At 66.9% G+C, this 24,792-nt stretch carries 24 protein-coding genes and 1 tRNA gene; 10 read left to right on the forward strand and 15 right to left on the reverse strand.

Translation table 11 applies throughout. The annotated features are described in order from the left end of the window. The first annotated feature begins 48 nt into the window (after positions 1-48). Positions 49-1,623 carry an HNH endonuclease signature motif containing protein gene (locus AC5Y5W_RS18515; RefSeq protein ID WP_500014059.1) on the forward strand — a complete coding sequence of 525 codons (1,575 nt, stop codon included), beginning with the start codon at positions 49-51 and terminating at the stop codon, positions 1,621-1,623. A gap of 9 nt (positions 1,624-1,632) precedes the next feature. Here AC5Y5W_RS18515 and AC5Y5W_RS18520 read toward each other — a convergent pair whose 3' ends face one another. After that, positions 1,633-2,520: an SCO6745 family protein gene (locus tag AC5Y5W_RS18520; protein WP_500014055.1), complete on the reverse strand. Its 888-nt coding sequence runs from the start codon at positions 2,518-2,520 to the stop codon at positions 1,633-1,635. Between the two features lie 30 nt (positions 2,521-2,550). Between AC5Y5W_RS18520 and AC5Y5W_RS18525 the strand changes: the two genes are divergently transcribed. Further along, the gene (locus AC5Y5W_RS18525) at positions 2,551-3,243 is read left to right on the forward strand and encodes an SIMPL domain-containing protein (RefSeq protein ID WP_500014054.1); all 693 of its coding nucleotides are present in this window, start codon (positions 2,551-2,553) and stop codon (positions 3,241-3,243) included. On the opposite strand, the gene hpt is transcribed toward AC5Y5W_RS18525, so the two are convergent. From hpt to dacB, 4 genes are read right to left on the reverse strand one after another with little or no spacing between them, the layout of a single operon-like run. After that, positions 3,240-3,830 (reverse strand): hypoxanthine phosphoribosyltransferase, encoded by a 591-nt coding sequence (gene hpt / locus AC5Y5W_RS18530; RefSeq protein ID WP_500014053.1) that lies wholly within the window; start codon positions 3,828-3,830, stop codon positions 3,240-3,242. The two genes, AC5Y5W_RS18525 and hpt, sit on opposite strands and share 4 nt — an antisense overlap. Before the next feature lie 28 nt (positions 3,831-3,858). Continuing rightward, positions 3,859-4,821 (reverse strand): tRNA lysidine(34) synthetase TilS, encoded by a 963-nt coding sequence (gene tilS / locus AC5Y5W_RS18535; RefSeq protein ID WP_500014051.1) that lies wholly within the window; start codon positions 4,819-4,821, stop codon positions 3,859-3,861. Then, positions 4,800-5,852 carry a zinc-dependent metalloprotease gene (locus AC5Y5W_RS18540; RefSeq protein ID WP_500014057.1) on the reverse strand — a complete coding sequence of 351 codons (1,053 nt, stop codon included), beginning with the start codon at positions 5,850-5,852 and terminating at the stop codon, positions 4,800-4,802. The genes tilS and AC5Y5W_RS18540 overlap by 22 nt, the downstream gene beginning before the upstream one ends. Then, the gene (dacB, locus tag AC5Y5W_RS18545) at positions 5,849-7,237 is read right to left on the reverse strand and encodes a D-alanyl-D-alanine carboxypeptidase/D-alanyl-D-alanine endopeptidase (protein WP_500014049.1); all 1,389 of its coding nucleotides are present in this window, start codon (positions 7,235-7,237) and stop codon (positions 5,849-5,851) included. The genes AC5Y5W_RS18540 and dacB overlap by 4 nt, the downstream gene beginning before the upstream one ends. A 137-nt stretch (positions 7,238-7,374) precedes the next feature. Between dacB and AC5Y5W_RS18550 the strand changes: the two genes are divergently transcribed. Then, positions 7,375-7,863 (forward strand): inorganic diphosphatase, encoded by a 489-nt coding sequence (locus AC5Y5W_RS18550; RefSeq protein WP_500014047.1) that lies wholly within the window; start codon positions 7,375-7,377, stop codon positions 7,861-7,863. A gap of 98 nt (positions 7,864-7,961) precedes the next feature. On the opposite strand, the gene AC5Y5W_RS18555 is transcribed toward AC5Y5W_RS18550, so the two are convergent. The 5 genes from AC5Y5W_RS18555 to AC5Y5W_RS18575 are packed head-to-tail and all read right to left on the reverse strand — an operon-like array spanning position 7,962 to position 11,247. Beyond that, on the reverse strand, positions 7,962-8,252 hold the full coding sequence (locus AC5Y5W_RS18555; protein WP_499884703.1) for a WXG100 family type VII secretion target: 291 nt from the start codon (positions 8,250-8,252) through the stop codon (positions 7,962-7,964). A 17-nt stretch (positions 8,253-8,269) separates the two neighbouring features. After that, positions 8,270-8,563 (reverse strand): type VII secretion system protein EsxG, encoded by a 294-nt coding sequence (esxG, locus tag AC5Y5W_RS18560; RefSeq protein ID WP_499894829.1) that lies wholly within the window; start codon positions 8,561-8,563, stop codon positions 8,270-8,272. Positions 8,564-8,603: 40 nt separating this feature from the next. Then, positions 8,604-10,343 carry a PPE family protein gene (locus AC5Y5W_RS18565; protein ID WP_500013376.1) on the reverse strand — a complete coding sequence of 580 codons (1,740 nt, stop codon included), beginning with the start codon at positions 10,341-10,343 and terminating at the stop codon, positions 8,604-8,606. A gap of 2 nt (positions 10,344-10,345) precedes the next feature. Further along, positions 10,346-10,654, reverse strand: coding sequence for a PE family protein (locus AC5Y5W_RS18570; protein ID WP_499888905.1), 309 nt, complete (start codon positions 10,652-10,654; stop codon positions 10,346-10,348). A 5-nt stretch (positions 10,655-10,659) separates the two neighbouring features. Further along, entirely contained in the window at positions 10,660-11,247 is a 588-nt protein-coding gene (locus AC5Y5W_RS18575) for a hypothetical protein (protein ID WP_499888903.1), read from the reverse strand. Between the two features lie 63 nt (positions 11,248-11,310). Here AC5Y5W_RS18575 and AC5Y5W_RS18580 point away from each other — a divergent pair, with 63 nt between their 5' ends. Continuing rightward, positions 11,311-11,742 (forward strand): hypothetical protein, encoded by a 432-nt coding sequence (locus AC5Y5W_RS18580; protein WP_500013374.1) that lies wholly within the window; start codon positions 11,311-11,313, stop codon positions 11,740-11,742. After that, positions 11,739-12,527 (forward strand): hypothetical protein, encoded by a 789-nt coding sequence (locus AC5Y5W_RS18585; RefSeq protein WP_500013373.1) that lies wholly within the window; start codon positions 11,739-11,741, stop codon positions 12,525-12,527. Before AC5Y5W_RS18580 ends, AC5Y5W_RS18585 begins: the two co-directional genes overlap by 4 nt. 67 nt (positions 12,528-12,594) lie before the next feature. On the opposite strand, the gene AC5Y5W_RS18590 is transcribed toward AC5Y5W_RS18585, so the two are convergent. Continuing rightward, on the reverse strand, positions 12,595-13,578 hold the full coding sequence (locus AC5Y5W_RS18590; protein ID WP_500013372.1) for a TerC family protein: 984 nt from the start codon (positions 13,576-13,578) through the stop codon (positions 12,595-12,597). A 205-nt stretch (positions 13,579-13,783) separates the two neighbouring features. Between AC5Y5W_RS18590 and AC5Y5W_RS18595 the strand changes: the two genes are divergently transcribed. Genes AC5Y5W_RS18595 through AC5Y5W_RS18605 form a run of 3 tightly spaced genes read left to right on the forward strand, consistent with a single transcriptional unit; the run spans position 13,784 to position 16,092 of the window. Further along, on the forward strand, positions 13,784-15,043 hold the full coding sequence (locus tag AC5Y5W_RS18595) for a hypothetical protein (protein WP_500013371.1): 1,260 nt from the start codon (positions 13,784-13,786) through the stop codon (positions 15,041-15,043). 24 nt (positions 15,044-15,067) lie between these two features. After that, complete coding sequence (gene ppgS, locus AC5Y5W_RS18600; protein WP_500013370.1) at positions 15,068-15,754, forward strand: polyprenyl-phospho-N-acetylgalactosaminyl synthase PpgS; 687 nt, start codon at positions 15,068-15,070, stop codon at positions 15,752-15,754. Beyond that, positions 15,751-16,092 carry a DUF2304 domain-containing protein gene (locus AC5Y5W_RS18605; protein ID WP_500013368.1) on the forward strand — a complete coding sequence of 114 codons (342 nt, stop codon included), beginning with the start codon at positions 15,751-15,753 and terminating at the stop codon, positions 16,090-16,092. The genes ppgS and AC5Y5W_RS18605 overlap by 4 nt, the downstream gene beginning before the upstream one ends. Here AC5Y5W_RS18605 and AC5Y5W_RS18610 read toward each other — a convergent pair. After that, positions 16,089-17,033 carry an NAD-dependent epimerase/dehydratase family protein gene (locus AC5Y5W_RS18610; protein ID WP_500013366.1) on the reverse strand — a complete coding sequence of 315 codons (945 nt, stop codon included), beginning with the start codon at positions 17,031-17,033 and terminating at the stop codon, positions 16,089-16,091. The genes AC5Y5W_RS18605 and AC5Y5W_RS18610 overlap by 4 nt on opposite strands. Here AC5Y5W_RS18610 and AC5Y5W_RS18615 point away from each other — a divergent pair. Next, a complete protein-coding gene (locus AC5Y5W_RS18615; protein ID WP_500013364.1) occupies positions 16,999-18,819 on the forward strand; it encodes a hypothetical protein in 1,821 nt (606 codons plus the stop codon). The genes AC5Y5W_RS18610 and AC5Y5W_RS18615 overlap by 35 nt on opposite strands. Before the next feature lie 82 nt (positions 18,820-18,901). On the opposite strand, the gene AC5Y5W_RS18620 is transcribed toward AC5Y5W_RS18615, so the two are convergent. Together AC5Y5W_RS18620 and AC5Y5W_RS18625 are read right to left on the reverse strand one after the other, a co-directional pair. Next, a tRNA-Thr gene (locus AC5Y5W_RS18620) sits at positions 18,902-18,974 on the reverse strand. A 51-nt stretch (positions 18,975-19,025) separates the two neighbouring features. Further along, positions 19,026-20,231 carry a DNA polymerase III subunit delta' gene (locus AC5Y5W_RS18625; RefSeq protein WP_500013362.1) on the reverse strand — a complete coding sequence of 402 codons (1,206 nt, stop codon included), beginning with the start codon at positions 20,229-20,231 and terminating at the stop codon, positions 19,026-19,028. Between the two features lie 75 nt (positions 20,232-20,306). Between AC5Y5W_RS18625 and AC5Y5W_RS18630 the strand changes: the two genes are divergently transcribed. After that, on the forward strand, positions 20,307-21,926 hold the full coding sequence (locus AC5Y5W_RS18630) for an adenylate/guanylate cyclase domain-containing protein (protein WP_500013360.1): 1,620 nt from the start codon (positions 20,307-20,309) through the stop codon (positions 21,924-21,926). Here the strand turns inward: AC5Y5W_RS18630 and topA are convergent. Further along, positions 21,923-24,718: a type I DNA topoisomerase gene (gene topA / locus AC5Y5W_RS18635; RefSeq protein WP_499988723.1), complete on the reverse strand. Its 2,796-nt coding sequence runs from the start codon at positions 24,716-24,718 to the stop codon at positions 21,923-21,925. The genes AC5Y5W_RS18630 and topA overlap by 4 nt on opposite strands. Between the last annotated feature and the right edge of the window lie 74 nt (positions 24,719-24,792).

Here is a 24,792-nt window from a genome sequence, read left to right on the forward strand (position 1 = left end):
ACGCTTACGGACCCGCTGATAGCGGCAGGTATCGGTGACCCCGCGGCAATGCCCGATCTGGATCCGTCACGGCTGGTGGCCGCCGTGGAGTCGTCGTATCGGCTGGAGTCGATACTGGTGGCGCGGCGCCTAGCGGCGGTGGCGGCGCTGCTGCGACGTCGAGTCGCCGCGAGCGAACGGGCCGAGTCGGCGCACGGATATGCGGTGATCGACGGGTTCGAACAGACGACTGCAGAGGTGGCGGCGGCGATGAACCTGTCGCCGGCGGGGGCGTCCTACCTCGTGTCGTATGCCGAGGCGCTGGACGTCCGGTTATCAAAAGTGGCCGCTCTTCTTGCTGAAGGGCGCACCGATTGGCGCACAGTGCGATTGATCATCAGTCGCACCGACCTGATCACCGACGAAGGGGTGATAACGAAACTGGACGAGTCGCTGGCCGAGCGCATCGGTAAATGGCACAGCTGGTCGAAGCAGCGCATCGTCAATGCCGTCGACGCCGCGGTGCGAAGTGCCGATCCCGACGCCGCTCGTGAGCGCCGCACCAGAGCAGAAGATGACCGCTATATCGGGATCACCGCCCAGGACAACGGGATGGCCGAAATTTATGGCACCGTTGCCGCCACGACGGCCACCGCGTTTGACCGGCGGTTGTCGCAGTTGGCCAAGCAGGTGTGCCCGGACGATCCGCGCACGTTGGATCAACGTCGCGCCGACGCACTGGCGGCGCTATCCGAAGGCCGCCAGTTAGCCTGTGGCTGCGGACAACCGGAATGCCCCAGCAGAGTCTGTATTGATCGCGATCCAGGCGGGGTGCAGGTGATCGTCAATGTGGTGGCCGGCGAGGAGACTGTCAACGGCGAAAGCGACAAGCCCGGCTATCTGGACGGCTACGGCGTCATCGACGCCGAGCAAGTGCGCGAGCTCGCCGCGGACGCATCGCTGCGGCTGGCTGATCTCCAGGCCAGTGCCGCCGAGGCGCTGCGATACCAGCCCTCAGCCGCGCTCGAACGTGCCATCCGGTGCCGGGACCTCACCTGTCGCTTTCCCGGCTGCCATCGCCGGGCGACGCACTGCGACATCGACCACACCGTTCCGTTCAACCACGCCAACCCGGCGGGGGGCGGACTGACGGTGGCGTCCAACCTCAAATGCCTTTGCCGACAACATCATCGGCTGAAAACATTCGGCAACTGGCAGGACAAACAACTGGCTGATGGCACGGTGATCTGGACATCGCCCACCGGACAGACCTACCGGACAAGTCCGGCCGGTGCTGATCTATTCCCCCAACCTCGCGCGCCAGCGTGTGCGGCACCAACCCCGAGTAGACGTAACAGAGCAAAACAACGAAGCACCCGAATCATGCAGGCGCGCAAGCATAACCGCGAGCAGCGGCCCGTCAACGAGGCTCGTCGCCGCCTCGACGAAGCGCGTGCGAAGGAGATCGCTCAGCGAAGGTTCCGAAACCACATGCGTGACATGTTGTTTCTCTTCAAGGGCAAACCGAGCACCAGCCCGTTCTGTACATGGGTCAACGATCCGCGCGAACCCGAAGAGCTGCCGCCGGATTGGACGCCCGATGAACCTGAACTGGGACCCCTCCCCGACGACCCACCGTTCTGAGCCGCTTGATCACCGGTTTGTCTGCGCAGCAAGGTCTTGCGGCCCGGCAGGCGGGTATCCGCCCGCCGTTTGCAGCTGTCGTGACCACGCGCCGACGAAGTTGACCAACTCGTCGAGGCCGTCGCCCAACGCAGTGGTGATCGGCGCGCACCCGTCGTCGGTGGCCACCTCGATACCCTCCCGGGCCGTCCGCCCGGCGTCGGTGAGCGCGCCATCGCGGATCAGCCCGCGTGATTGCAGCCGGTCCTCGGCCGCAGCGAGGTCTTCGTCGGTCCAAGCCCTCGTTCGAATATAGCTGCGCAATGGCAACCCCCAGTAGAGCTCGGTGATCAAGCCGATCTCTACCGCATCGAAACCGGCAGTGGTCCAAGCGTTCACGTGGACATCGCCGCGGAACTCACGCAGCTCGTCGGCGAGGCGCCAGGCATCACCGAGCGCTTCACCGGGCAGACCCCGCGCGACGAGACCCGCAAAGAGCGGCTTGCCCGCCAATGGCAACTGTTCGGTGGCCCGTCGGAGTAGCTCCAACGCACGGTCGAGGCCGTCCGGGTGGGCGCCGAGCACACGGTGCAGCTGGCGTATCGCGCCGTCGGTTCGTGCCGTGCAGATCGTTGGGGCGTCCGTCAGTGTCCACCCGTGAGCGACCGCCGGCACCACGACCGCTGGATTGAAAACCGCGAAGGCTGCAGCGATCACCTCACCGGGCACCTGTCCCAGCACCGAGCCGCGACTGCACAAGTAGGCCGGGCCGTCGGGCATCGCGACCTCGCCTGTCTTCGCCGGACTGGGCCCGAACCCGAGTGCCTCATAGTTGCCGTGGCATTCCGGGGAGAAATACACCTGACCCGAGAAGGGTTCGATCGCGATGGCGAGCGCTCTCGCCGGGGTGACGGTCATGTGTGGCAATCCTCGCATAGGGTGCCAGTCATGCTGCGTCTCGTATTCGCATTGGGGCTCGTCGCGGTCGCGCTGTCGGCATGCGATCGCAGCCCCGGCCCGGTCGGGGACAATCCGCGTCAGGTGACGGTCATTGGCGCCGGCCACATCCAAGGGGTCCCGGACACGCTCACTGCCGATGTCGGCATCGAGTTCATCGCGCCGGACGTCACCGCGGCGATGGACCAGACCAACGACCGTCAACAGGCAGTCATCAATGCAGTCACCGACGCGGGGGTCGACGCCAAGGACATCAGCACCACCAACGTCAGCGTGCAGCCGCAGTACGGCGGCAGCACCGACAACATCACCGGCTACCGCGCCGGCAACTCGATCCGGGTCAAGATCCGCAAGCTGGACACGGCATCGCACGTGCTGGCCGTCATCGTCGACACCGGCGGCGACGCGACCCGGATCAACTCGGTGAGCTACTCCATCGAGGACGACTCACAGCTCGTCAAGGACGCACGGGCGCGGGCATTCCAGGACGCCAAGGACCGCGCCGGCCAATACGCGCAGCTCTCCGGACTCAGCCTGGGCAAGGTGATCTCGATCTCGGAGGCATCAGGTGCGCCGCCCACGCCGACGCCGATGCCACGAGCGCCGATGGCGGCCGAAGTACCACTGCAGCCCGGCCGGCAGACGGTCAGCTTCTCGGTGACCGCAGTCTGGGAGCTGGGCTAGTCCTGGTAGATCCGCGGATCGAGTGTGCCGATGTAGGACAGGTCACGGTACCGCTCGTCGTAGTCCAGTCCGTATCCCACGACAAACTCGTTGGGAATGTCGAAGCCCACGTATGCGATTTCGACGTTTGCGCGCACGGCGTCTGGCTTGCGCAGCAGCGTGCATACCCGCAGCGACCGTGGCCGCCGGGTGGCCAGGTTGCGCCGCAGCCACGACAACGTCAGGCCGGAGTCGACGACGTCCTCGACGATCAGCACGTCACGATCGTTGATGTCACGGTCGAGATCCTTGAGGATGCGCACCACTCCCGACGACGACGTCGACGACCCGTAAGAGCTGACCGCCATGAATTCGAACTGGGTCGGCAGTGGAATCGCACGCGCCAGGTCGGTGACGAACATGACGGCACCCTTGAGCACCGTGATCAGTAGCAGGTCCTGGCGCTCGCCGCCGGCCACGTCGCGGTAGTCGTCGCCGATCTGCGCCCCGAGCTCGGCGGTGCGGGTCTGGATCTGTTCCCCGGTGAGCAACACCGACTTGATGTCGCCCGGGTACAGCTCGGCCGAGTCGCCTGTCACCACCACCACAGCCTAACGGGAGCCCGGCTGCGACCCGCTAAACCGGCTCCTGTTGCAGGCTCAGCACTCCACCGCGGCGGCCGGCGACCAGCCGTTGACCGCGTAGCGTCGAACCGACCGCCACCCCGCCCTGGCCTCGCCAGGCAGTGACCAGTGTGTCCACCCCGCGGATCTGCTTGTCGGTCAATCCGATTGCTCCGCCGGCCAGTAGCCAGCTGCGAATGACTCCGCGGCGAATCGGGTCGGGCAACGCCGTCAACGCCTTCGCGTCCAGACCCTCGCCTTCCGTCGACGTGGCCAGCGCCTGCACGATCAACGCGTCGATCAGCTCGGTGTCCTCACGCAACGCCGTCGCAGTGCGTGCCAGCGCTTCGGCCACACCCCCGCCAAGCACCTCCTCCAGCAGCGGCAGCACCTCGTGCCGCAGACGTGTCCGGGTGAATCGACGGTCGGAATTGTGCGGGTCCTGCCACGCCGACAGCCCTAGTTGACCGCACGCGGCGTGTGTCAGGCGCCGCCGCACCCCCAGTAGGGGCCGACACCAGGGCGGGTCGTGCGCCCGCATTCCAGCGATCGAACGAGCACCCGAACCGCGACCCAACCCCAGCAGCACGGTTTCGGCTTGATCGTCGAGGGTGTGGCCCAGCAGCACCGCACAATCACCGCGGGCGGCATCCAGCGCAAGGTAGCGTGCGCTGCGCGCTGCCGCTTCCGGCCCACCGTCGCCCGTCACCTGTACGGAAAGCACCTTGGCCTCAACGCATCCCGCCTCGAGCGCTTGAGCGCGGGCAGCGGCGGCCACTTCAGCGGAACCGGTCTGCAGGCCGTGGTCGACGATGAGCGCGGTGGTCGGTAGCACGTCAGCGGCAACAGCGGTGAGCGCCAAGGAATCCGGGCCACCGGAAAGCGCCACACACCAGCGCTCGGTATCTGCGAGGTAGGTCTTGGCTAACGCCGCGACTGCCGCGTACAGCTCGCCTACAGCACCCGATCGATCCATCGCCCAGGGTCTTCGATCTCGGTCGGCAGCGGCATCGTCTCGGGGCCGGTCCAGATCGTGTTGAACCGCTCCATCCCCACCCGGCCCACCACATGATCGACAAAGGCCTTGCCCCGGGTGTACTGACTGATCTTGGCGTCGATGCCGAGCAACGCACGCAAAAGCCGTTGCAGCGGGGGCTGTTTGCGGTGTCGGCGGTCGTCGAACCGGCTCCGGATCGTCGCCACGGACGGCACCACCACCGGTCCGACCGCGTCCATCACGTGATCGGCGTGGCCCTCCAGCACAGTGACGAGCATCAACAGTTGATCCAAGGCCTGGCGCTGCGGCTCAGACTGCACCGCCCGCATCAGTCCCAGCACACCCGAAGCGTGGGCATCAGAACCGCCGTCCGACGATTCGCCGCGGCCGCGAACGAGGTCGGCGAGCCGTGCCACAATTTGGCCGACGTCGTCGCTGCTTTCTTGGGTGAGCACGCCAAGCGCCTGGGCCATGTAGCCCGATAGCCAGGGGTTGGCAGTGAACTGCACTCGATGGGTGACTTCGTGCAGGCATACCCACAGCCGGAAATCGGCCGGTTCCACGCGCAATTGGCGCTCGACCGCGAGCACGTTGGGATACACCAACAGTAGGCAACCGGTGTCACCGACGAATGGGTCGAACTGGCCGAGGATGGCGGATGCTGCGAACGCCAACACGGCACCGGTCTGCGCGCCGGCGACCCGGCCGGTGACGAACCCTCGCGGTTTGTCGGTTCCGCCCGTCATGATCCGCATCGACTCGGCCGCCGCCCGGACCCACGCAGGGCGGTCCACAATCCGGGCCTCGGGCACTACGTCGCTGGTCTGCAGACCGGTCACGTCTCGCACCGGAGGTTCGGCCGCCTTGGCAGCACCGGTCAGATCGTCGATGACCTGGCGACGGGTGTAGTCGGTGGCGGGCGGGCCCGGGCGCGAAAGCCGTTCGCCGACGGTGGCCGCGAACTGCCAATCCACGGCGCGCCCGACAGTCAGCTCCGGTGAGGTAGTCACGCCGCGCATCCACATGACCATAGGGCGGCGGCCAGGGTGTCGATCGCAATGCGACCGGTCGGGCCGGCCTCGTTGGAGATCAGGGCGAACGTCAGCACGCGTCCGCTCCTGTCGGTGATCACTCCGGCCAGGGCATTGGTGGCGGTCAGTGAGCCCGTTTTGGCGCGCAGCCAGCCGGCCGCCGGGCCGGGTCTGAAGGTGGGATCCAGGAAACGGTCGGCCAGCGTGCCGCTGCCACCGGCGATCGGCAACACATCCAGCAACGGCCGCAGCCCGGGTTGGTCGGGGCCGGCAGCGGCCTGTACGACGGCGTCAAGGGCTTTGGCCGTTAGCCGGTCGTCGACCGACAACCCGCTGGAATCCTGCAACGACGCCCCGGCGATGTCGATATGCGCGGTTCTCAGTCGATTGGTCACGGCATCCACCGCGCCGGCGAAGCTGAGTGGCCGGTGCAGGGCTGCCGCGACTTCGCGGCCGATGCATTCGGCCATCACGTTGTCGGAGGCGTTCATCATCTCGTACAGCCGTGGGATCAGCGGCGCCGACTGCACGGCGGCCAGCTGCTGTGCGCCGGCCGGTGCCGGGTGGGCGGCGATCGTCACCTTTGCCGGGTCGACCCCGAGCGCGACGGCCAGCGCATGGCCCGCGTCCAGCGCCGGGCTGTGAGACCGGCTCGAGTCAGTGGTCGCCGGTTGCACGCGTCCGGCGTCGAGCATCACCGACTCGATCGGGGCGACATCACCGCCTTCGATGTCGCCGGGATCCCAGCCCGGTGCCACTTTCGGGCCGCTGAACATCGAGGTGTCGACCTGCACTGCTGTCGGTGTCACGCCGCTGCGGCGGACCTGATCGGCCAGATCACTGATGCGGGCCGCACCGTGATACCACGTCTCCTGGCCGGGCGGCACCGCCGAGAGTGTCGGATCGCCGCCGCCGACCAGTATCACGACCCCCGGCTGGCCGGCCGCGACCACCCGGGTGGTGACCCGGGCCGCACGGTCCAGCGAGAGCAGCGCGGCCGCGGCGGTAAGCGTTTTGTTGGTCGACGCCGGTTGCAACGGCAGACTGTCCTGCTGCTGCCAAAGTTCCTTGGCGGTGATCGCGTCGGTGACCCGGCCGCCCAGCCGCCCCAGATTCGGGTCGGCCAATGCCGCTGCCAGCGCAGCGGACAGCCCCCCGGCGGTGGGCATCGCGGCGGTATCGGCCACCGGCACCACACCCGGTTGCGCGGTCACCGCCGATGGCGGCGGCGGGATGCGGGCACCACTGGCGCCGCGACCGCTCGCGGTGAACAACGCGGCTGCCGCCACCACGAGGGCAACTACGGCCAACACGGCCGCCCCCACGATCAGGTGGGTGGATCGCCGCCACTGTGTGGGACGCATGACTCTCCTGACTCTTCCGGTCCCATTCTGCCCAACCGCTCGCAGACCGACCGGGCCCGATCGGGTCTGGGCGCGCTGCATTAGGGTTACTCCGACGTCAGCCGACGACCAGTTGACCCCACGAAGGAGCCAAGCCGGTGCAATTCGACGTGATTATCGAGATCCCGAAGGGCCAGCGAAACAAATACGAGGTCGATCACGAGACGGGTCGGATTCGGCTGGACCGCTACCTCTACACCTCGATGGCGTACCCGACTGATTACGGCTTCATCGACGACACCCTCGGCGAGGACGGCGACCCGCTCGATGCGATGGTCTTGCTACCCGAGCCGCTGTTTCCCGGTGTATTGGTGGAAGCCCGGCCGGTGGGGATGTTCCGGATGACCGACGAAGCCGGCGGCGACGACAAAGTGCTGTGTGTCCCCGCGAAGGACCATCGGTGGGATCAAATCAACGACATCGAGGACGTCCCCGCCTTCGAGTTAGACGCCATCAAGCACTTCTTCTCGCAGTACAAGGCGCTAGAGCCGGGCAAGTTCGTCAAGACGGCCGACTGGGTTGGGCGCGACGAGGCTGAAGCTGAGGTGCAGCGCTCGATCGAGCGGTTCAAGGCCAGCGGGCACTAGTGGCGATCGCAAGCGCGGCGAAGCCGGGGGCAGCGGGTCGCCACCGGCACTAGTGGCGATCGCCGCCGGCAGTTGAAGTCAGGCAACGAAAGCCGTTGTCAGCCGCCCCATTTGGCGGCTTCGGCTTGGTCGCGGGCCAGCATGGCCATGGTGTTGGTCTCATGGGTGCCCGCCATCGCGTGATAGGCCCGCACCAACTCTTCCATCGCCTGATTCCACTGCGCCTGCCACGCCTGATAGGTCATCCCGGTATCACCTTGCCAAGCACCCGACAACGCGGCCTGCTCACTGGAGATATCGGCACCCAACCCCTGCATGGTCGCCGCATAGGAGGCCATATCCCCGGCATGCGCCAACATCGCCGGGTAGTTGTACATAATCTGCGACATTGCGTTACCCCTTCGCCTCAGAACCCGCTATAACCACTGGCAGCAGCCGCATCAGCAGCCACATAAGTGCCCGCGGCATCACCCAAATTGGCCTGCGCGATATCCAACAACGCATTCACCTTGGCCGCCACCTCCACAAACCGGGCATGGGAAGCCTGAAACGCCGCCGAAGACTCCCCGACATGAAACGCCTGCGCCGAGAGCGCCTCCTGCTCAGCCTGCCCAATCGTGGAGCGCATCAACCCCGCCTTCGCCGCAAACGCCGACTGCGACGCCACCAACTGCGGAATATGGGCATCCAACAAACTCATCGTCTTTCCTTTCTCCGACTATCGATTACCGACACATCGCTTAGTTGTTCCAGGGTGTCTCCCCTCCGAGGTCCTCGCCCCAGCTTTCCGGCAGCATCGGCACACTGGGACCACCACCGAACTCGTCACCGGCCAACGTGGCCAGCCCCGCTGCCTGCGCGCCCGACTTTGGCAGGGTTCCAGTGAACCCGAGTGGTCCGCTACTTCGATCGGAAGGCACCGGCCGATCCGTCAGCGGTGTGCCAGGCTCAGCGGCACTGTCGTCGGCGTCGAGGTATTCGTAGCGGTGCTTGCGGTCGATGACCGACCCGCGCCGTCGGCGCGCCCGCTCCTGCTGCCCGCGGACCGCCGTAGCGGCTGCCACAGCCGCGGCGCCCTGGGCTGTCGGCTCCTTGGCCTTGGACTGACTGGACAGCGTGGCTTCACGCTTGAGACCGGCCAGACCCACCATGTAACCGAAACCCTCCGCACCCGTCACCGGGATGGGTGGGACGGGCGGAGCCGCGGGCGACGCCGCGACGGTAGCCGTGGCCGGCGCCGTTGCCGTCGGAGTCGCCGGCGCCACCGAGCTCGTCGGAACCGCTGCGGACGGCGCCCCGGTCATGGGCACCGCCGCCGGCGTGGGCAGAGCCAACGCTGCCGGTTGCGGCAGCGGCGCGGCAGCGGATACCGGGGCCTGCGCCAGGCCGGCCAGAGCCCCGAGCCCGACCAGACTTCCCACCGAGCCCAGGTTAGTGATCGCCATGCTCATACCCACCGAAACCAACAGCGGCAGTTCCTGGATCAGGAACCGCAACGTGCGCAGTGTCCAGTTGACGATCCGATAGACCTGCCACGCGATGAAGTAGCTAATGAAATCCGGTCTGGCCCAATTCGTCGGATCCAGAAGGTACTGAATAGCTTTCAGGTTGCCGTTGAAAAAGTTGCCGATGTTCTGCAAATACTGCATCGGGGTCCAGTTGGGCTGCCCCTGGCCGGGGATTTGCTCCCCGTCCGGGCCGAAGAGCATCTGCCAAATCTCGCCAGGCGTGGGCAGTTGAAACGACCCGGTGCCGCCGCCACCACCACCGCCGCCGCCACCGCCGCCACCGCCTCCCCCGCCGCCGGCTCCTGCGCCGCTCCCGGCACCCGCACCGCTACCGGCCCCAGCACCAGAACCGCTTCCCGCACCAGCGCCGGCGCCACTACCGGCACCAGCACCGCTTCCCGCGCCGGCGCCAGCACCACTTCCCGCTCCCGCACCGCTACCCGCGCCAGCACCGGCACCGCTACCCGCGCCCTTGGAGCCTTGGACCGCTTGGGTGGTGGCCTGATAGGTGCTCATCGTGGTGGCCGCCTGAGTCCACATGCGCGCATAGTCGGCCTCGTTGAGCGCAATCGGAATCGTGTTGATCCCAAAGAAATTCGTCGCCACCAACACCCCGTGAATGGCATGGTTGGCGGCCAGTTCCGGCAGCGTCGGCATCGCCGCCAACGCCGCCGTGTAGGCGCCCGCAACCGTCTCGTGCTGGGCGGCAGCCTCGGCGCTCAGCGTGCTCGCCAAGCCCAACCACGCCAGATACGGCATATGCGCGGCCACGTACTGCTCGGCCGTCGGACCTTCCCACACCGCCTGCGCACCGGTCAGTACCGCCGTCAACTCCGTTGCTGCGGCCTGATATTCGGTGCTCAACGCCGTCCAGGTGCCCGCTGCCGCGAGTAGCGGCCCCGGCCCGGGACCGCTACTCAGCAGCGTCGAATGCACCTCGGGCGGTAATGCCATCCACACCGGCGCGGTCATCCTCAGCTGCCCGCACCGAGATACGTCGAGGCCGCCGCGGCGTCACCGACCGTGTAGTTGGTGCCGGCCAGGCCCACGCCGGTCCCGGCACGACCCAACACCTCGACACCTTTGGCCGCCGCCGCGGTATGTTGGCTGCCCTGCGCACTGAAAACCGCCGCGGCCTGTAGCGACACCGGATCAGCTGCCGGCGGTACCACCATCGAGACCACCGGACCCGCGCCCGCGTGCGCAGCCGCCAGCTGTGCGGTGATCGCCTCAACCGCAGCACTTGTCGCGGCCAGCCCCTCGGGAACAACTCGCAACGTCACGACACTTACTCCTTCCGACGGATCCCGCCCGCCATCTCCATGCCAAACACCATGGCTAACGCCAGCACCCCGGCTATCAGCCCGAAAATCAGATGAAACGCCACTCGCTCGGCCATCCCGACAGTGCCGAAGGCGAATACTTGCCCGCGACCAAGCAGTGCGAAGACCGAACCCGCCAGCGCAACCAGGTGGATCGGGGCGGCGCTCAGCGCCAATAACCACCGCTGTCGACGCACTGCGGGCACAGTGGCCACGACGTACAACAGGACCGCGGCGGCGACATACCGTCCGCCATGCCAGGGGCCCCCCGGCGCATCCATGACCGACGTCGCCAACGTCGAAGCCGCCCCGACCGCGATGACCGTCTCACGGCTGCTGGTCACCAAGGCGACCATGACCAGCAGGGTCAGCCAGACCAGTCCGCGGTGCCCGGGCAGTCCGAGCGGAACCCGGACGTCGCGGTAGGCAACGATCAGAGCGACGGCAAGCAGAGGAAATGCGACCTCCCGGGCCAGTACCAGGCTGTGAGCGGATTGCCCTACCACACCGATCAGCGCACGAGAGGCCGAACCGGCACCCGCATACAACCGCACGTGCGGATACTACCTGGATTACGGTCCTTGAATACGCCGTATCGAGCCTCATAGGGTGAGAACATGCGGTCCTTCACCGCGCGGCTGTCCGCGGCGGCCCTGACGGCGGTGGTCTTAGGTACCGGGCTCGGTGCATGCGGCAGATCCGCAAGCGACGATGCGCTCGTCGTTCAAGAACAAAGCCGAATTCTCGCCCGCTTCACGCTGCCGCAGTTGAACGGCCTCCCGCAGGTCGAGATCACGACGCCGCAGTCACGCGGCGCGCAGACCCAGACAGGCCCCGCCGTGCGGTCAATTCTGCAGGCGGCCCGCGCCGCCGACGTCACCATGGTGCGCGTCGAAGGGCGCGACCCGGCCCAGACACTGACCGCCGCCGAGCTCACCGGAGAAGTCATCTTGAACGTCACCAAACGCGGCACCCTGAAGCTCACCGGCGCCCAGCTCGATCGCGCCCGGTGGGTTCGCGACGTCACCAGCTTGGTGGTCAACCCGTGACGACCGCTGCCGCGCTGGCCGGTGTGGATCTACTCGTCGGCATCGACGACACCGACAACGACTGGAGTCCGGGCACAGGTCGCCGGGCCCGGGCGCTGCTGCGCGACCTGGCATCGGCGGGGCTCGGCACTCCGGCGGGCGCCACCCGGCACCAGCTGCTTCTGGATGACCGAATCCCCTACACCTCGCACAATTCCAGCGCCTGTCTGGCGTGGCGCAGCCCCGACGGCGATCCGGACGCGGTGCGAACCGAAATCATCGAACTCGCCGCACGGTTCCTGGAACGGGTCTGCCCACCCGACGCCGACCCGGGGCTGGCAGTGGCCATTCCTGGGGAGCTCACTGACACGGCATCGCAGCTGGTGGAATTCGGACAACGAGCCAAACGAGAGGTGTTGCGCCCCAGCCAAGCTCGCGATCTCGCCGCCGCCACCGGCGTGCACTTATCTGGCCACGGCGGCACCCGGGACGGAGTGCTCGGCGCGCTGGCGGCGGTTGGTCTGCACCTGTCCGGCAACGACGGGTTGTTCATCACCTTGCCGGGAATCGAAGAGTTACCACACCAAGCCACCATCGAAGCGGTGCAATCGCTTGCTCCCATCGATCTCGCCCGCGACGGCATGCATCGCCAACCCGAGTCGGGTGAGGTCATCGAGTTGGGTGACTGGGTACGCCCAGTGCTGCTCGACGGCCGGGCCGTGCTACTGCTGGAGCCGCCGCGCCAACAGTCGAACGGGGATCGGATGTGGCGAACCGCGCCGCGCGCCGTCGTCAAACAGTACTGAGCGTCGGTCGAGCCGCTCGACCGCGAGCTGAGCAAGATCGGTGTAGCAGTCGACCGCCGAAGGTTTACTACCCGCTGGGATTGCTAGCTACACCGACAACGCGGGTCTTGTAGAGGCTGGCCACTGCGGTGACGACGAGCGTGAAGACGATGACCGCCAGGCTGACCAAGGCCGGGATCGCCGGCAGATTGACATGTTGACCCCCGTTGATGAACGGCACCTCGTTTTTCCGCAACGCATGCCACACCAGCTTCACCCCGATGAACAGCAAAACGGCGGAAAGTCCCCGCGACAGATAGACCAACCGTTCCAACAGACCACCGAGCAGGAAGTACAACTGTCGCAGGCCCATCAACGCAAAAATATTGGCGGCCAACACCAAATAGGGCTGGCGGGTCAGCCCGTAGATGGCGGGGATGGAGTCGACGGCGAAGATCAGGTCGGTGGTACCGAGCGCCAGGATTACCAGAAACATCGGGGTCATCAAACGCGTCGAGCCGTCTTTGACATAGAGCTTGAGGCCATCCCAGCTGTCGGTGGTCTGCAAGTGACTGCGGGCAAAACGGACAACGGCATTGTCCGCATCGCCGTCATTGTCGAGGCCGCGAGCCAGCTTGAAGCCGGTGTACACCAGGAATGCGCCGAACAGATAGAACACCCATGAGAATTGCTGAATGGCAACTGCGCCAAGCGCAATGAAGACGCCACGAAAGAGCAGCGCAATCACGATGCCGACAAACAGGGCTTCTTGCTGGTACATCTTGGGCACGTTGAAGCTCGCCATGATGACCATGAAAATGAACAGATTGTCGATGGAGAGGCTGTACTCGGTCAGCCATCCGGCAAAAAACTCCAGCCCGCGCTCTCCGCCGTGAGCCCACCACACCCAGGCCCCAAAGATTGCCGCCAGCCCGATATAGATCGACAGCGCGATCGCGCATTCGCGCGTCGTTGGTTCGTGGGGTCGGCGGGCGATCACCACGACGTCGAACAACAGCACCGCCATCGTCACACCGAGGGTGACGATCCATTCGAGCGCGGAGACGTGCAATGAGAACTCCGGTCAGCAGCAGTGGTCCGCGGCTCAGGTCGTCGGTTGGCGAACGACGTGATGGTGACACCGCGGCAAAGGAACACTCCTTTTGTCTTCAGTCTGTCAGCTCAGGGTTGCGAACTGATGGCCAGAGCGTGATCGGCCGTAGGTATTTTCGAACCGTGCTCTCACCGGAGGTCCACCCCCGACGACTGTCGTCGTTGTGACCGAGGTCGGCGGCACCGCAGCGGCCACCGGGCCGATCGCACGCAGCAGCGTCGCCCGGGTCGGCGCCGCGACTGCACTGACCGCCCTGTGCGGTTATGCGGTGATCTACCTGGCCGCCCGCGACTTGGCTCCGGCGGGCTTCTCGGTGTTCGCCGTGTTCTGGGGTGCGTTCGGGCTGGTCAGCGGGGCCGCCAATGGTCTGCTACAGGAAGCTACCCGCGAGGTGCGCTCCGCCCGCTATGCCGGTCCCATCGCCATGCCGCGCGGCACCGACACCCATCCACTTCGGGTGGCGGCGCTGGTCGGGGCCGTCGCGGCGGCGGCCATCGCCGGCAGTTCACCGCTGTGGAGCTCACAGGTGTTCGTCGACGCGCGCTGGCTTTCGGTGGGGCTGCTCAGTGTCGGGCTGGCCGGGTTCTGCCTGCATGCCACGCTGCTGGGCACGCTCGCCGGCGCTGACCGCTGGACCCAATACGGGGCGCTGATGGTGACCGATGCGGTGATTCGGGTGGCGGTCGCAGTGGCGACCTTCGTGGTCAGCTGGGGTCTGGTGGGGTATTTGTGGGCCACGGTCGCGGGCGCGGTGGCGTGGCTGATCATGCTGATTGTCTCGCCGACGACGCGGGCCGCGGCCCGGCTGCTGACCCGCGGGGGCGCTGCCACATTTCTGCGCGGTGCCGCCCACTCGATCACCGCGGCGGGCGCCAGCGCGATTCTGGTGATGGGTTTTCCCGTGTTACTCAAGGCCACCTCCACTGAGCTGGGTGCTGCGGGTGGCGTGGTGATCTTGGCCGTCACGCTGACCCGGGCGCCGTTGCTGGTGCCGCTCAACGCGATGCAGGGCAACCTGATCGCGCATTTCGTCGATGAGCGCACCCAGCGGCTGCGGGCACTGATCGCGCCGGCGATGCTGATCGGTGGAATCGGCGCAATCGGCGTGCTGGCCGCGGGTCTGGTCGGCCCGTGGATTCTGCGGGCGGCGTTCGGACCCGATTACGACGCCGGCAGCGCGCTCCTGGCCTGGTTGACAGCCGCGGCGGTGGCGATCGCCCTGCTGACGCTCACCGGTGCGGCCGCCGTCGCGGCGGCGCTGCATCGGGCGTATGCGCTGGGTTGGGTGGGCGCGACGCTGGCGGCGACGTTGTTGCTGCTGTTGCCGCTGCCGCTGGAGACCCGCACCATTGTGGGCCTGATGTGCGGGCCGCTGGTGGGTATCGGGGTGCATCTGGCCGCGCTAGCGCGTCCCGTCGGCTGATCTGGGGTAACTTGTGGACTCGAAATGGGTTATCCCGATGTGTGGATCGTCGTTCCCGCCTTCAACGAAGCCACCGTCATCGGCGAGGTCGTCGCCGATGTCCGCTCGGTCTTCGATCACGTCGTCTGCGTGGACGACGGCAGCCACGACGGCACCGGTGAAAAGGCGTTGCGGGCCGGGGCTCACCTGGTACGCCACCCGGTGAACCTGGGCCAGGGCGCGGCCATCCAGACCGGTGTCGAATACGCCCGCGGCCAAGCCGGCGCGCAGGTCTTCGTGACATTCGACGGCGACGGTCAGCATCGCATCAAAGACGTCGTGACGATGGTCGAGAGACTGGGCCGCGGCGACGTCGACATTGTGATCGGAACCCGGTTCGGGCCAGGGGTCAGCCGGCCACCGTTGCTCAAGCGCATCGTGCTGCGCACCGCCGTGTGGCTGAGCCCGCGCGGCCGGCGTCTGGGCCTGACCGACACCAACAACGGCCTTCGGGTGTTCAACAAGACCGTTGCCGACGGCTTGGACATCACGATGAGCGGAATGAGTCACGCCACCGAGTTCGTCATGTTGATCAGCGAAAACCATTGGCGGGTAACCGAAGAGCCGGTCGAGGTGCTCTACACCGACTACTCCAAGTCCAAGGGGCAGCCACTGCTGAACGGCGTGAACATCATCTTCGACGGATTTCTGCGAGGAAGGACGCCGCGGTGAACTGGATCCAGCTGCTGCTGATCTTTTCGATCATTGCCTTGCTGATCTATCTGTTGCGCTCCCGGCGCAGCGCGCAGTCGCGGGCCTGGGTCAAGGTGGGCTACGTACTGTTCGTCTTCGCCGCCGGCTACGCGATTTTGCGGCCCAACGACACCACGGTGGTGGCGCACTGGCTGGGGGTGGCCCGCGGTGCCGACCTGATGCTGTACGGGTTGATCATCGCGTTCGTTTTCACGACGTTGAGCGCATACCTGCGGTTCAAGGACCTCGAACTGCGCTACACCCGACTGGCTCGCGCCATCGCGCTGGAGGGCGCACAGCTACCCGACCAGCGCTAGCCGGTGTGCAGCCTCCGAAAGTACTCCACGGTGCGGCGCACACCGTCGTCCAACTGAACCTGCGGGTGCCAGTCGAAAACGCGCTTCGCCAAACCGATATCGAGACACGACCGCTTGAGGTCACCCAGCCGAGGTGGATGAAACTCTGGATCGTCGGGTGCGCCGACGGCGGCCGCCACCGCTGAATGTAGTTGGCGGTCGGAGGTTTCCACGCCGGTGCCGATGTTGAACCGCTGTCCACCGCCTGCGAGGCCGGCGGCCCTGACGAACGCCTCCACAACATCGTCGACGTACACGTAGTCACGGGTGTTGCTGCCGTCACCGAATACCTTGGTGGGCTTACCGGCCAGCAGCGCCTGCGCGAAGATCGCCACCACACCAGCCTCGCCGTGCGGATCCTGGCGCGGGCCATAGACATTGGCCGGTGCGATATGCGAGCACTCCAGGCCGTAGAGATGCCGGAACGTATTGAGGTAGATCTCTCCGGCCACCTTGCCCGCGGCATACGGTGACGCCGGATCGGTCGGTACCGTCTCAGCGGTCGGATACGTCGGCGGAATGCCGTAAATGGAGCCGCCCGACGAGGTATGCACAACCTTGCGCACCCCCGCACAGCGTGCCGCCTCGGCCAGCCGGACCGTGCCGACGACATTGACTTCGGTGTCGAACTGCGGGTCGGCCACCGAGTGCCGCACGTCGATCTGAGCGGCCAGGTGAAACACCACCTCCGGCCGGTGCTCCTCGAGAATCGCGTGCAGGTCCGCGGTGACGATATCCGCCTCGACGAAGACGAACTCGGACGTATCGGCCAGATGCTCGAGGTTGGTCGCGCGACCGCTGGCGAAGTTGTCCAGGCCCACCACTGTGTGCTGATCGGCGATCAAACGGTCGACTAGCGTCGACCCGATGAAACCGGCTGCCCCGGTGACCAGTGCGTGCACCGGCCCACCATACCGACGGGCTTCCCGGGTCGCCGCGGTCGCCGTCGCGCTGGTCGCGGTGCAACTGGTGATACGGGGTGTAGTGGCGTTTCGGGGCTACTTCTATTGGGACGACCTGATCCTGGTCGGCCGGGCCGGCACCCACAACCTGCTGTCGGCGGGCTACCTGTTCGACGACCACGACGGCCACGTCATGCCCGCCGCGTATTTGGTTGCCGGCGCCGTCACCCGGCTGGCGCCGCTGAACTGGGCCGGGCCCGCGATCAGCCTGGTGGTGTTGCAACTGCTGGCCTCGCTGGCGTTGTTGCGGGCGCTGCACGTGATTCTGGGGTGGCGGCCGGTGCTGCTGATCCCGCTGACGTTCGCGCTGTTCACACCGCTGGGCCTGCCTGGTTTCGCCTGGTGGGCCGCGGCGCTGAATTCGCTGCCGATGCTGGCGGCGCTGGCCTGGGTGTGCGGCGACGCGATCTTGCTGGTGCGCACCGGCAACCAGCGCTACGCGGTGACCGGTGCGCTGGTTTACCTCGGCGGCCTGCTGTTTTTCGAGAAGGCCGCGGTGATCCCGTTCGTCGCGTTCGCGGTCACCGCGCTGCTGTGCTACGTGCAGGGTGATCGAGGCGCGCTGAGCACGGTGTGGCGCGCCGGCGTTCGGTTGTGGACCGCGTCGTTGGCGCTGACCGCCGCCTGGATCGTGGTCTACCTGATCGTGGTGGACCAGCAGCGGTGGAGCACCGACCTGGCGATGACGTGGGACTTGCTGCGTCGCTCGGTGTCGCACGGCATCGTGCCCGGGCTGGCCGGCGGGCCGTGGGCCTGGGACCGCTGGGCGCCGGCCTCGCCGTGGGCCGTTCCGCCGCCGACTGTGCGAATACTCGGCTGGCTGGTGCTGGCCGCGGTGCTGGCGATCACGCTGATCCGCAAACGCCACATTGCACCGGTGTGGCTGACCGCGGCCGCATACGTCGTGGCCTGCCAGGTGCCGATCTATCTCATGCGCTCGTCGCGGTTCACCGCGCTGGAATTGGCCCAGACCTTGCGGTATTTCCCCGACCTGGTCGTCGTGCTGGCGCTGCTGGCCGCGGTCGGGTTCTGCGCGCCGAACCGCACGTCATCGCGGTGGCTGGACGCGTCGACGCCCCGCACCCTGGTGACGACGGGGTTGGCCGTGCTGTTCGTTGCCAGCAGCTGGTATTCGACCGCGACGTTTATGACCTCGTGGCGGGACAACCCCGCGCAGCCCTACCTGCAGAACGCGCGTCGGGGTTTGGCCTCCGCTCATGCGTCCTCGGCTGCGCCGCTACTGGACCAGGAAGTCGACCCGCTGGTGCTGCAACGGGTGGCCTGGCCGGAGAACCTGGCCAGCCACATGTTCGCGCTGCTGTCGGATCGACCGGAATTCGCCACGGCCACAACACAACTGCGAGCATTGGATAGCTCCGGGCGAATGGTCGACGCGCGGGTGGCCTGGATCCGCACGATCGCGCCGGGCCCGGCGCCGCAGTGCGGGTACTTCGTGCAGCCCGACCACCCGGTGACGCTTCCGCTCGACGGCCCGCTGTTGCCGGCGGACTGGACCGCCGAGATCAACTACCTGGCCAACAGCGACGGCTCGATGACGATGTCGCTCTCGGAGGGGCCGCACGTCAAGGTTCCGGTCCGTCCCGGGCTCAACCGCGTCTACGTACGGCTGCCCGGCGCCGGCAATGCGATCGCTGTGCGAGCCGACACCGCAGCACTGGCGGTGTGCATCGCGGCCGGGCCGGTCGGCTATGTGGTGCCGCGGTAACCCTTTGGCTCGCGAGCGTGCGCAGCCCCGAGGATTACTGCGGCGTGTCGACCGGGGACACGCACGTTCGGCGAAAATGCGGAGCCACCTAGGAGAATCGAACTCCTGACCTGCTCATTACGAGTGAGCCGCTCTGCCGACTGAGCTAAGGTGGCGTACCCTGCCGGGCGGCACGAGTCTACGGCAGGCCGGCTGGCCTGCCCAAGTCAGCGCAGGGCCTGACCGATGGTCGCGACCATGGCGTCGACGGCGAATTTGGGCTTGACGTTGATCGCGAGCGCTTCGCGACACTCCAGCACCGCTTCGATGCAGCGCAGCAGCTGCTCGGACGGCGCGTGCGCGGCCATCGCGCTTACCCGCTCGGCCATGTCCGGATGGTTCGCCCGCACCTCGCCGGCCCCGGCGGCCACCAACAGCGCATCGCGGAAGTAGGTCGCCAGGTCGATCAGCGCCCGGTCCAGCGCATCCCGCGACGCCCGCGTCTGCCGCGACTTCTGCCGTCGCTCAAGCTCTTTGATCGCGCCAGTCGCTCCACGCAGCGCACCAGCGGTCCCTTTGCCGGTGCCGCCGGCGCCCAGTGCGGTTCGAAGTTCTTCAGCTTCAGCCTCGTCACGTTCGGCGGTCAGCACCTTTGCTTCGGCCTCGGCCGCGGCCACCAGTTCCTCCGCGGCGGCGTAAGCCCGCGACGGCGTGGCCGCGTCGCGGGCCAAACTCAGCGCCCGCTGCCGGCGCTCACGCGCGTCGGGGTCGATGGCCAACCGCCGTGCCCGGCCGACGTGTCCGCCGCTGACCGACGCCGCCCAGCCCGCCGTGTCGGCCGCCAGCCCGTCGCTGTCGACCAGCACCTGGGCGATCGCAGCCGCCGATGGAGTCACCAGCGCAATATGCCGGCATCGCGACCGCAGCGTGACCGCGATGTCCTCGGGGTCCACCGAGGGTGCGCACAACACGAACACCGTCGACGGCGGTGGCTCCTCGACAACTTTGAGCAGGGCGTTGGCCGCGCCTTCGGTGAGCCGGTCGGCGTCCTCGATCAACACGATCTGCCAGCGCCCGGTGCTGGGCCGCCGCGAGGCAACCTGCACGATGGCCCGCATGTCGTCCACACCGATGGACAACCCTTCGGGGATGACCCGGCGCACGTCGGCGTGGGTCCCTGCCATCGTCGTCGTGCACGCACGACACTGCCCGCAGCCGGGCAACTCCGCAGCGGTGCACTGCAACGCCGCCGCGAAACACAACGCCGCGACCGAGCGACCAGAACCAGGTGGACCAGTGATCAGCCAGGCGTGTGTCATCGCGCCTTCAAGAGTGGCGCTGTGAGCCGAATCACCGCGGGCCGCTTGCGCAGCGGCGACCAGCTCCGCTTCCACCGACTCTTGGCCCACCAGCCGCGCAAATACACCGGACATCACGGGCAACAGTAGTGGTCAGTGCTGACACAGTGATCCTGCCGGCGGCCGCACACCGGCGTTTTTCGCTATTTTTTGGTCCCCACCGACCGATACGGTGGGCTGGTGAGCACCGCGACCGCACTGCCTGGGCGGATCAGTGGATTCCTCCAGTGGGTGGTGCGCACCCCGTGGCCGGTGTTCTTGTTGAGCGTTCTGCAGGCCGACATCATCGGCGCCTTGCTCGTGTTCGGCTTCCTGCGCTACGGATTGCCGCCCGAAGACCGCATCCAACTGCAGGACCTGCCGGGCGTCAACCTCGCGTCGTTCGCGGCGGCGCTGGTGGTGTTGTTCGGGTGCGGGTCAATGCTGAGCTTCCGGTTGCTGGTGCCGGTGTTCCGCTGGCAGCGCCGCGACGGCCTGCTCGCGGACACCGACCCCGCAGCCACCGAGGTGGCCCGCAGCCGGGCGCTGCGGATGCCGTTCTACCGCACGCTGATCACCCTGGGCTACTGGTCGATCGGCGGCACGGTCTTCATCATCGCCAGCTGGCGCGAAACCAGTCACCTGGCGCCGGTGGTGGGTGTCGCCGTGGCTCTGGGCGCCGCGGCCACCGCGATCATCGGCTACCTGCAGTCCGAGCGGGTACTGCGACCGGTGGCGGTCGCCGCACTGCGCGGCGGGCTGCCGGAAAACATCCGAGCATCGGGTGTCATCGGGCGACAGATGCTGGCCTGGACACTGTCCACCGCGGTGCCGCTACTGGCGATCGTGCTGGCGGTGGTGGCCGACAAGGCGTCGTTTTTGCACGCGCCGCCGGAAAAGCTGTTCAACCCGATCCTGTTGCTGGCGTTGGCGGCGCTGGGGATTGGGTTATTCGGCACGCTGCTGGTCGCCATGTCGATCGCCGATCCACTACGTCAGCTGCGCTGGGCGCTCGGCGAGGTGCAGCGCGGTAATTACAACGCGCACATGCAGATCTACGACGCCAGCGAGTTGGGCCTGCTGCAGGCCGGCTTCAACGACATGGTGCGCGACTTGGCTGAACGGCAACGACTGCGTGACCTGTTCGGCCGCTATGTGGGCGAAGACGTGGCACGGCGCGCGCTGGAGCGCGGCACCGAATTAGGTGGCCAGGAGCGCGATGTCGCGGTGTTGTTCGTGGACATGGTCGGCTCGACTCAGCTCGCGGCGACGCGACCGCCCGCCGAGGTGGTCAGCCTGCTCAACGAGTTCTTCCGGGTGGTGGTCGACACCGTGGGCCGGCACGGCGGTTTCGTCAACAAATTCCAGGGCGACGCCGCGCTGGCGATCTTCGGCGCGCCCATCGAACACCCGGACTCGTCGGGTGGCGCGCTGGCGGCCGCGCGTGAGCTGCACGACGAACTCCTGCCGGTGCTGGGCACTTTGGAGTTCGGCATCGGCGTCTCGGCCGGCCGTGCCATCGCCGGCCATATCGGCGCGCAGGCGAGGTTCGAATACACGGTGATCGGCGACCCGGTCAACGAGGCCGCGCGGTTGACCGAGTTGGCCAAGCTCGAGGAGGGCCACGTGCTGGCCTCGGCGATCGCGGTCAGCGGCGCCCTCGACGCGGAAGCCCTGTGCTGGGACGTTGGCGAAGTTGTCTCGCTGCGCGGCCGCTCCGCGCCCACTCAGCTGGCCCGGCCGTTGAATCTCGCTGCACCCGAAGAGGTTTCCAGCGGGGTCGGCAGCTAGCCGCGCTTGGCGGTTTTCTTCTTTGCCGGCGCCTTGCGGGCACCTCGCTTGGTGGTCCGCTTGACCGGGCCGCGCGCTCGCCGGTCGGCCAGCAGTTCGGCGGCACGGTCGTCGGTGATCGACAACACGTCATCGCCTTTGCGCAGACTCGCGTTGGTCTCGCCGTCGGTGACGTACGGCCCGAACCGGCCGTCCTTGATAACCATCGGCTTGCCGGACGCCGGATCGGTGCCCAGCTCACGCAGCGGCGGCGCGGCAGCGCCTTGGCGGCCGCGGCGTTTGGGCTCGGCGTAGATCTTCAGCGCTTCGTCGAGCGTAATCTCGAAGATCTGGTCCTCGGTGGCCAGCGAGCGAGAATCGGTGCCGCGCTTCAGATATGGACCATAGCGTCCGTTCTGCGCGGTGATCTCCTCACCGGATTGGGGATCCACACCGACTACCCGGGGCAGCGACAGCAGCTTCAGCGCATCGTCGAGCGTGACGGTCTGCAAATTCATGCTCCGCAGCAGCGAACCGGTGCGGGGCTTGGGGCCGGTGGGCTTTTTGCCCTTCTTGGCCGGCGCGCCATCGTCGTCATCCGGTGGTGGGGGAAGAATCTCGGTGACGTAGGGGCCGTAGCGACCGTCTTTGGCGACGATCTCGTGACCGGTCTGCGGATCCACCCCAAGTGGCCGGCCCTCTTGCGGTGTGGCGAAAAGCTCCTCGGCCACGTCGAGAGTCAACTCGTCGGGCGTGAGCGTGTCGTTGAGGTTGGCCCGCTGCGGAGCGGGTTCGCCGTCGTCACCGGCCACCATGCGCTCCAGATAGGGCCCGTTCTTGCCGACCCGCACGTAGATGGGGCGTCCCTGTGCATCATCGAACACCTTGATGGAGTTGACTTCTCGGGCATCGATGCCCTCCAAGTTGACACCGACAAGCTTCTTCAGGCCGCCAGAGCGGGCCACCGAGTCGGGCACACCGTGGTCACCACCGAAGTAGAAGTGGCTGAGCCAGGTGGTGCGGCTCTCGTTGCCGGATGCAATCGCGTCGAGCTCGTCTTCCATCGCCGCGGTGAAACCGTAATCGACCAAACGGCCGAAATGCTGTTCCAACAAACCGATCACGGCGAACGCCACCCACGACGGCACCAGGGCGCTGCCCTTCTTGTACACGTAGCCGCGGTCCTGAATGGTTTTGATGATCGAGGAGTACGTCGACGGACGGCCGATACCCAGCTCTTCGAGCGCCTTGACCAGTGACGCCTCGGTGTAGCGGGCGGGCGGGTTGGTGGCGTGGCCGTCGGGGGTCAGCTCGGTGGCGTCGACCCGTTGCCCCTCGCTCAGCTGCGGCAGCCGGCGCTCGGCGTCGTCGGCCTCACCGCCGGCCAGCTCGTCGACGGTTTCCACATAGGCCTTGAGGAAGCCCGGGAAGGTCAGAGTGCGTCCGCTGGCCGAGAACACCACCTGCTGCTCACCCGAGGCACCGGCGATCCGCAGGCTCAGCGTGGTGCCGCGAGCATCGGCCATCTGCGAGGCGACCGTGCGCTGCCAGATCAGCTCGTAGAGCCGGAACTCATCATCACCGACGCCGTCACGGCGCACCGCGTCCGGCGTCGCGAACGTCTCACCGGCCGGCCGGATCGCCTCGTGGGCTTCCTGGGCGTTTTTCACCTTGCGGGTGTACTGGCGCGGCGAGGGGTAGACGTACTCCTCGCCGTAGAGCTGACGGGCCTGAGTGCGCGCGGCGTTGATCGCCGACTCCGAGAGCGTCGTGGAGTCGGTGCGCATATAAGTGATGTAGCCGTTCTCGTAGAGTCGCTGCGCGATGCGCATCGTGCGTTCCGAGGAGAACCGCAGCTTGCGCCCAGCCTCCTGCTGCAGCGTCGACGTCATGAACGGTGGGTACGGCTTGCGGGTGTAGGGCTTTTCCTCTACCGACGCCACCGACAGCTGCGAGCCGCGCAACCCGTCGGCCAGCACACCGGCACGGGCTTCGTCGAGCACTATGACCTCATCGGGCTTACGTACGGCGCCCAGCGAGTCGAAGTCCCGGCCGGTGGCCACCCGCAGGCCGTCGACACTGGTCAGCCGGGCGCTGAAGGTGGGCGGAGAGGCTTTGGGGTCGGAGACGCTGGCGTCCAGTTCGGCGACCACGTCCCAGTAGGCGGCGCTGCGAAACGCCATCCGCTCGCGTTCGCGCGCCACGATGATGCGGGTGGCCACCGACTGCACCCGGCCCGCGGACAGTTTGGGCGCGACCTTCTTCCACAACACCGGGCTGACTTCATACCCGTACAGCCGGTCCAGGATGCGCCGGGTCTCCTGGGCGTCGACCAGATCGATGTCCAGGTCGCGGGGGTGTTCGGCGGCGGCACGGATCGCCGGTTCGGTGATCTCGTGGAAAACCATCCGCTTGACCGGGATGTTGGGTTTCAGAGTCTCCAGCAGATGCCAGGCGATGGCTTCGCCTTCACGGTCACCATCAGTGGCCAGATAGAGTTCGTCGACGTTCTTGAGCAGGCCCTTGAGCTCGCTGACCGTGCTCTTCTTCTCGGGACTGATGATGTAGAGCGGTTCGAAGTCAGCGTCGACGTTGACCCCGAGCCGCGCCCACGGCTCCGATTTGTATTTCGCGGGGACATCGGCGGCATTGCGCGGCAGGTCGCGGATGTGCCCTCGCGACGACTCGACAACGTAGTTGGAGCCCAGGTAGCCGGCCAATTTGCGCGCCTTGGTCGGCGACTCGACGATAACGAGTCGCCGCGCGCTGCCATTTCCCCTGTTTAACGGGGTGCCGCTGTCGCCGTTAGCCAACTGCGCTTACGCTCACTCTCTTTTTGGCCCTGGGCCCTTTTTCCGCTCCCGAGCCGGTTCCGCCCCTCAAATCG

The organism is Mycobacterium sp. NGS51 (assembly GCF_059812525.1).

Bases quoted from the DNA above. Each gene is read 5' to 3' on its own strand.
- AC5Y5W_RS18515 (WP_500014059.1), top strand. From the start codon at position 49: ATGCCCGATCTGGATCCGTCACGGCTGGTGGCCGCCGTGGAGTCGTCG.
- AC5Y5W_RS18520 (WP_500014055.1), bottom strand. From the start codon at position 2,520: ATGACCGTCACCCCGGCGAGAGCGCTCGCCATCGCGATCGAACCCTTC.
- AC5Y5W_RS18525 (WP_500014054.1), top strand. From the start codon at position 2,551: ATGCTGCGTCTCGTATTCGCATTGGGGCTCGTCGCGGTCGCGCTGTCG.
- tilS (WP_500014051.1), bottom strand. From the start codon at position 4,821: ATGGATCGATCGGGTGCTGTAGGCGAGCTGTACGCGGCAGTCGCGGCG.
- dacB (WP_500014049.1), bottom strand. From the start codon at position 7,237: ATGCGTCCCACACAGTGGCGGCGATCCACCCACCTGATCGTGGGGGCG.
- AC5Y5W_RS18555 (WP_499884703.1), bottom strand. From the start codon at position 8,252: ATGTCGCAGATTATGTACAACTACCCGGCGATGTTGGCGCATGCCGGG.
- esxG (WP_499894829.1), bottom strand. From the start codon at position 8,563: ATGAGTTTGTTGGATGCCCATATTCCGCAGTTGGTGGCGTCGCAGTCG.
- AC5Y5W_RS18565 (WP_500013376.1), bottom strand. From the start codon at position 10,343: ATGACCGCGCCGGTGTGGATGGCATTACCGCCCGAGGTGCATTCGACG.
- AC5Y5W_RS18580 (WP_500013374.1), top strand. From the start codon at position 11,311: ATGCGGTCCTTCACCGCGCGGCTGTCCGCGGCGGCCCTGACGGCGGTG.
- ppgS (WP_500013370.1), top strand. From the start codon at position 15,068: ATGGGTTATCCCGATGTGTGGATCGTCGTTCCCGCCTTCAACGAAGCC.
- AC5Y5W_RS18615 (WP_500013364.1), top strand. From the start codon at position 16,999: ATGAAACCGGCTGCCCCGGTGACCAGTGCGTGCACCGGCCCACCATAC.
- AC5Y5W_RS18625 (WP_500013362.1), bottom strand. From the start codon at position 20,231: ATGTCCGGTGTATTTGCGCGGCTGGTGGGCCAAGAGTCGGTGGAAGCG.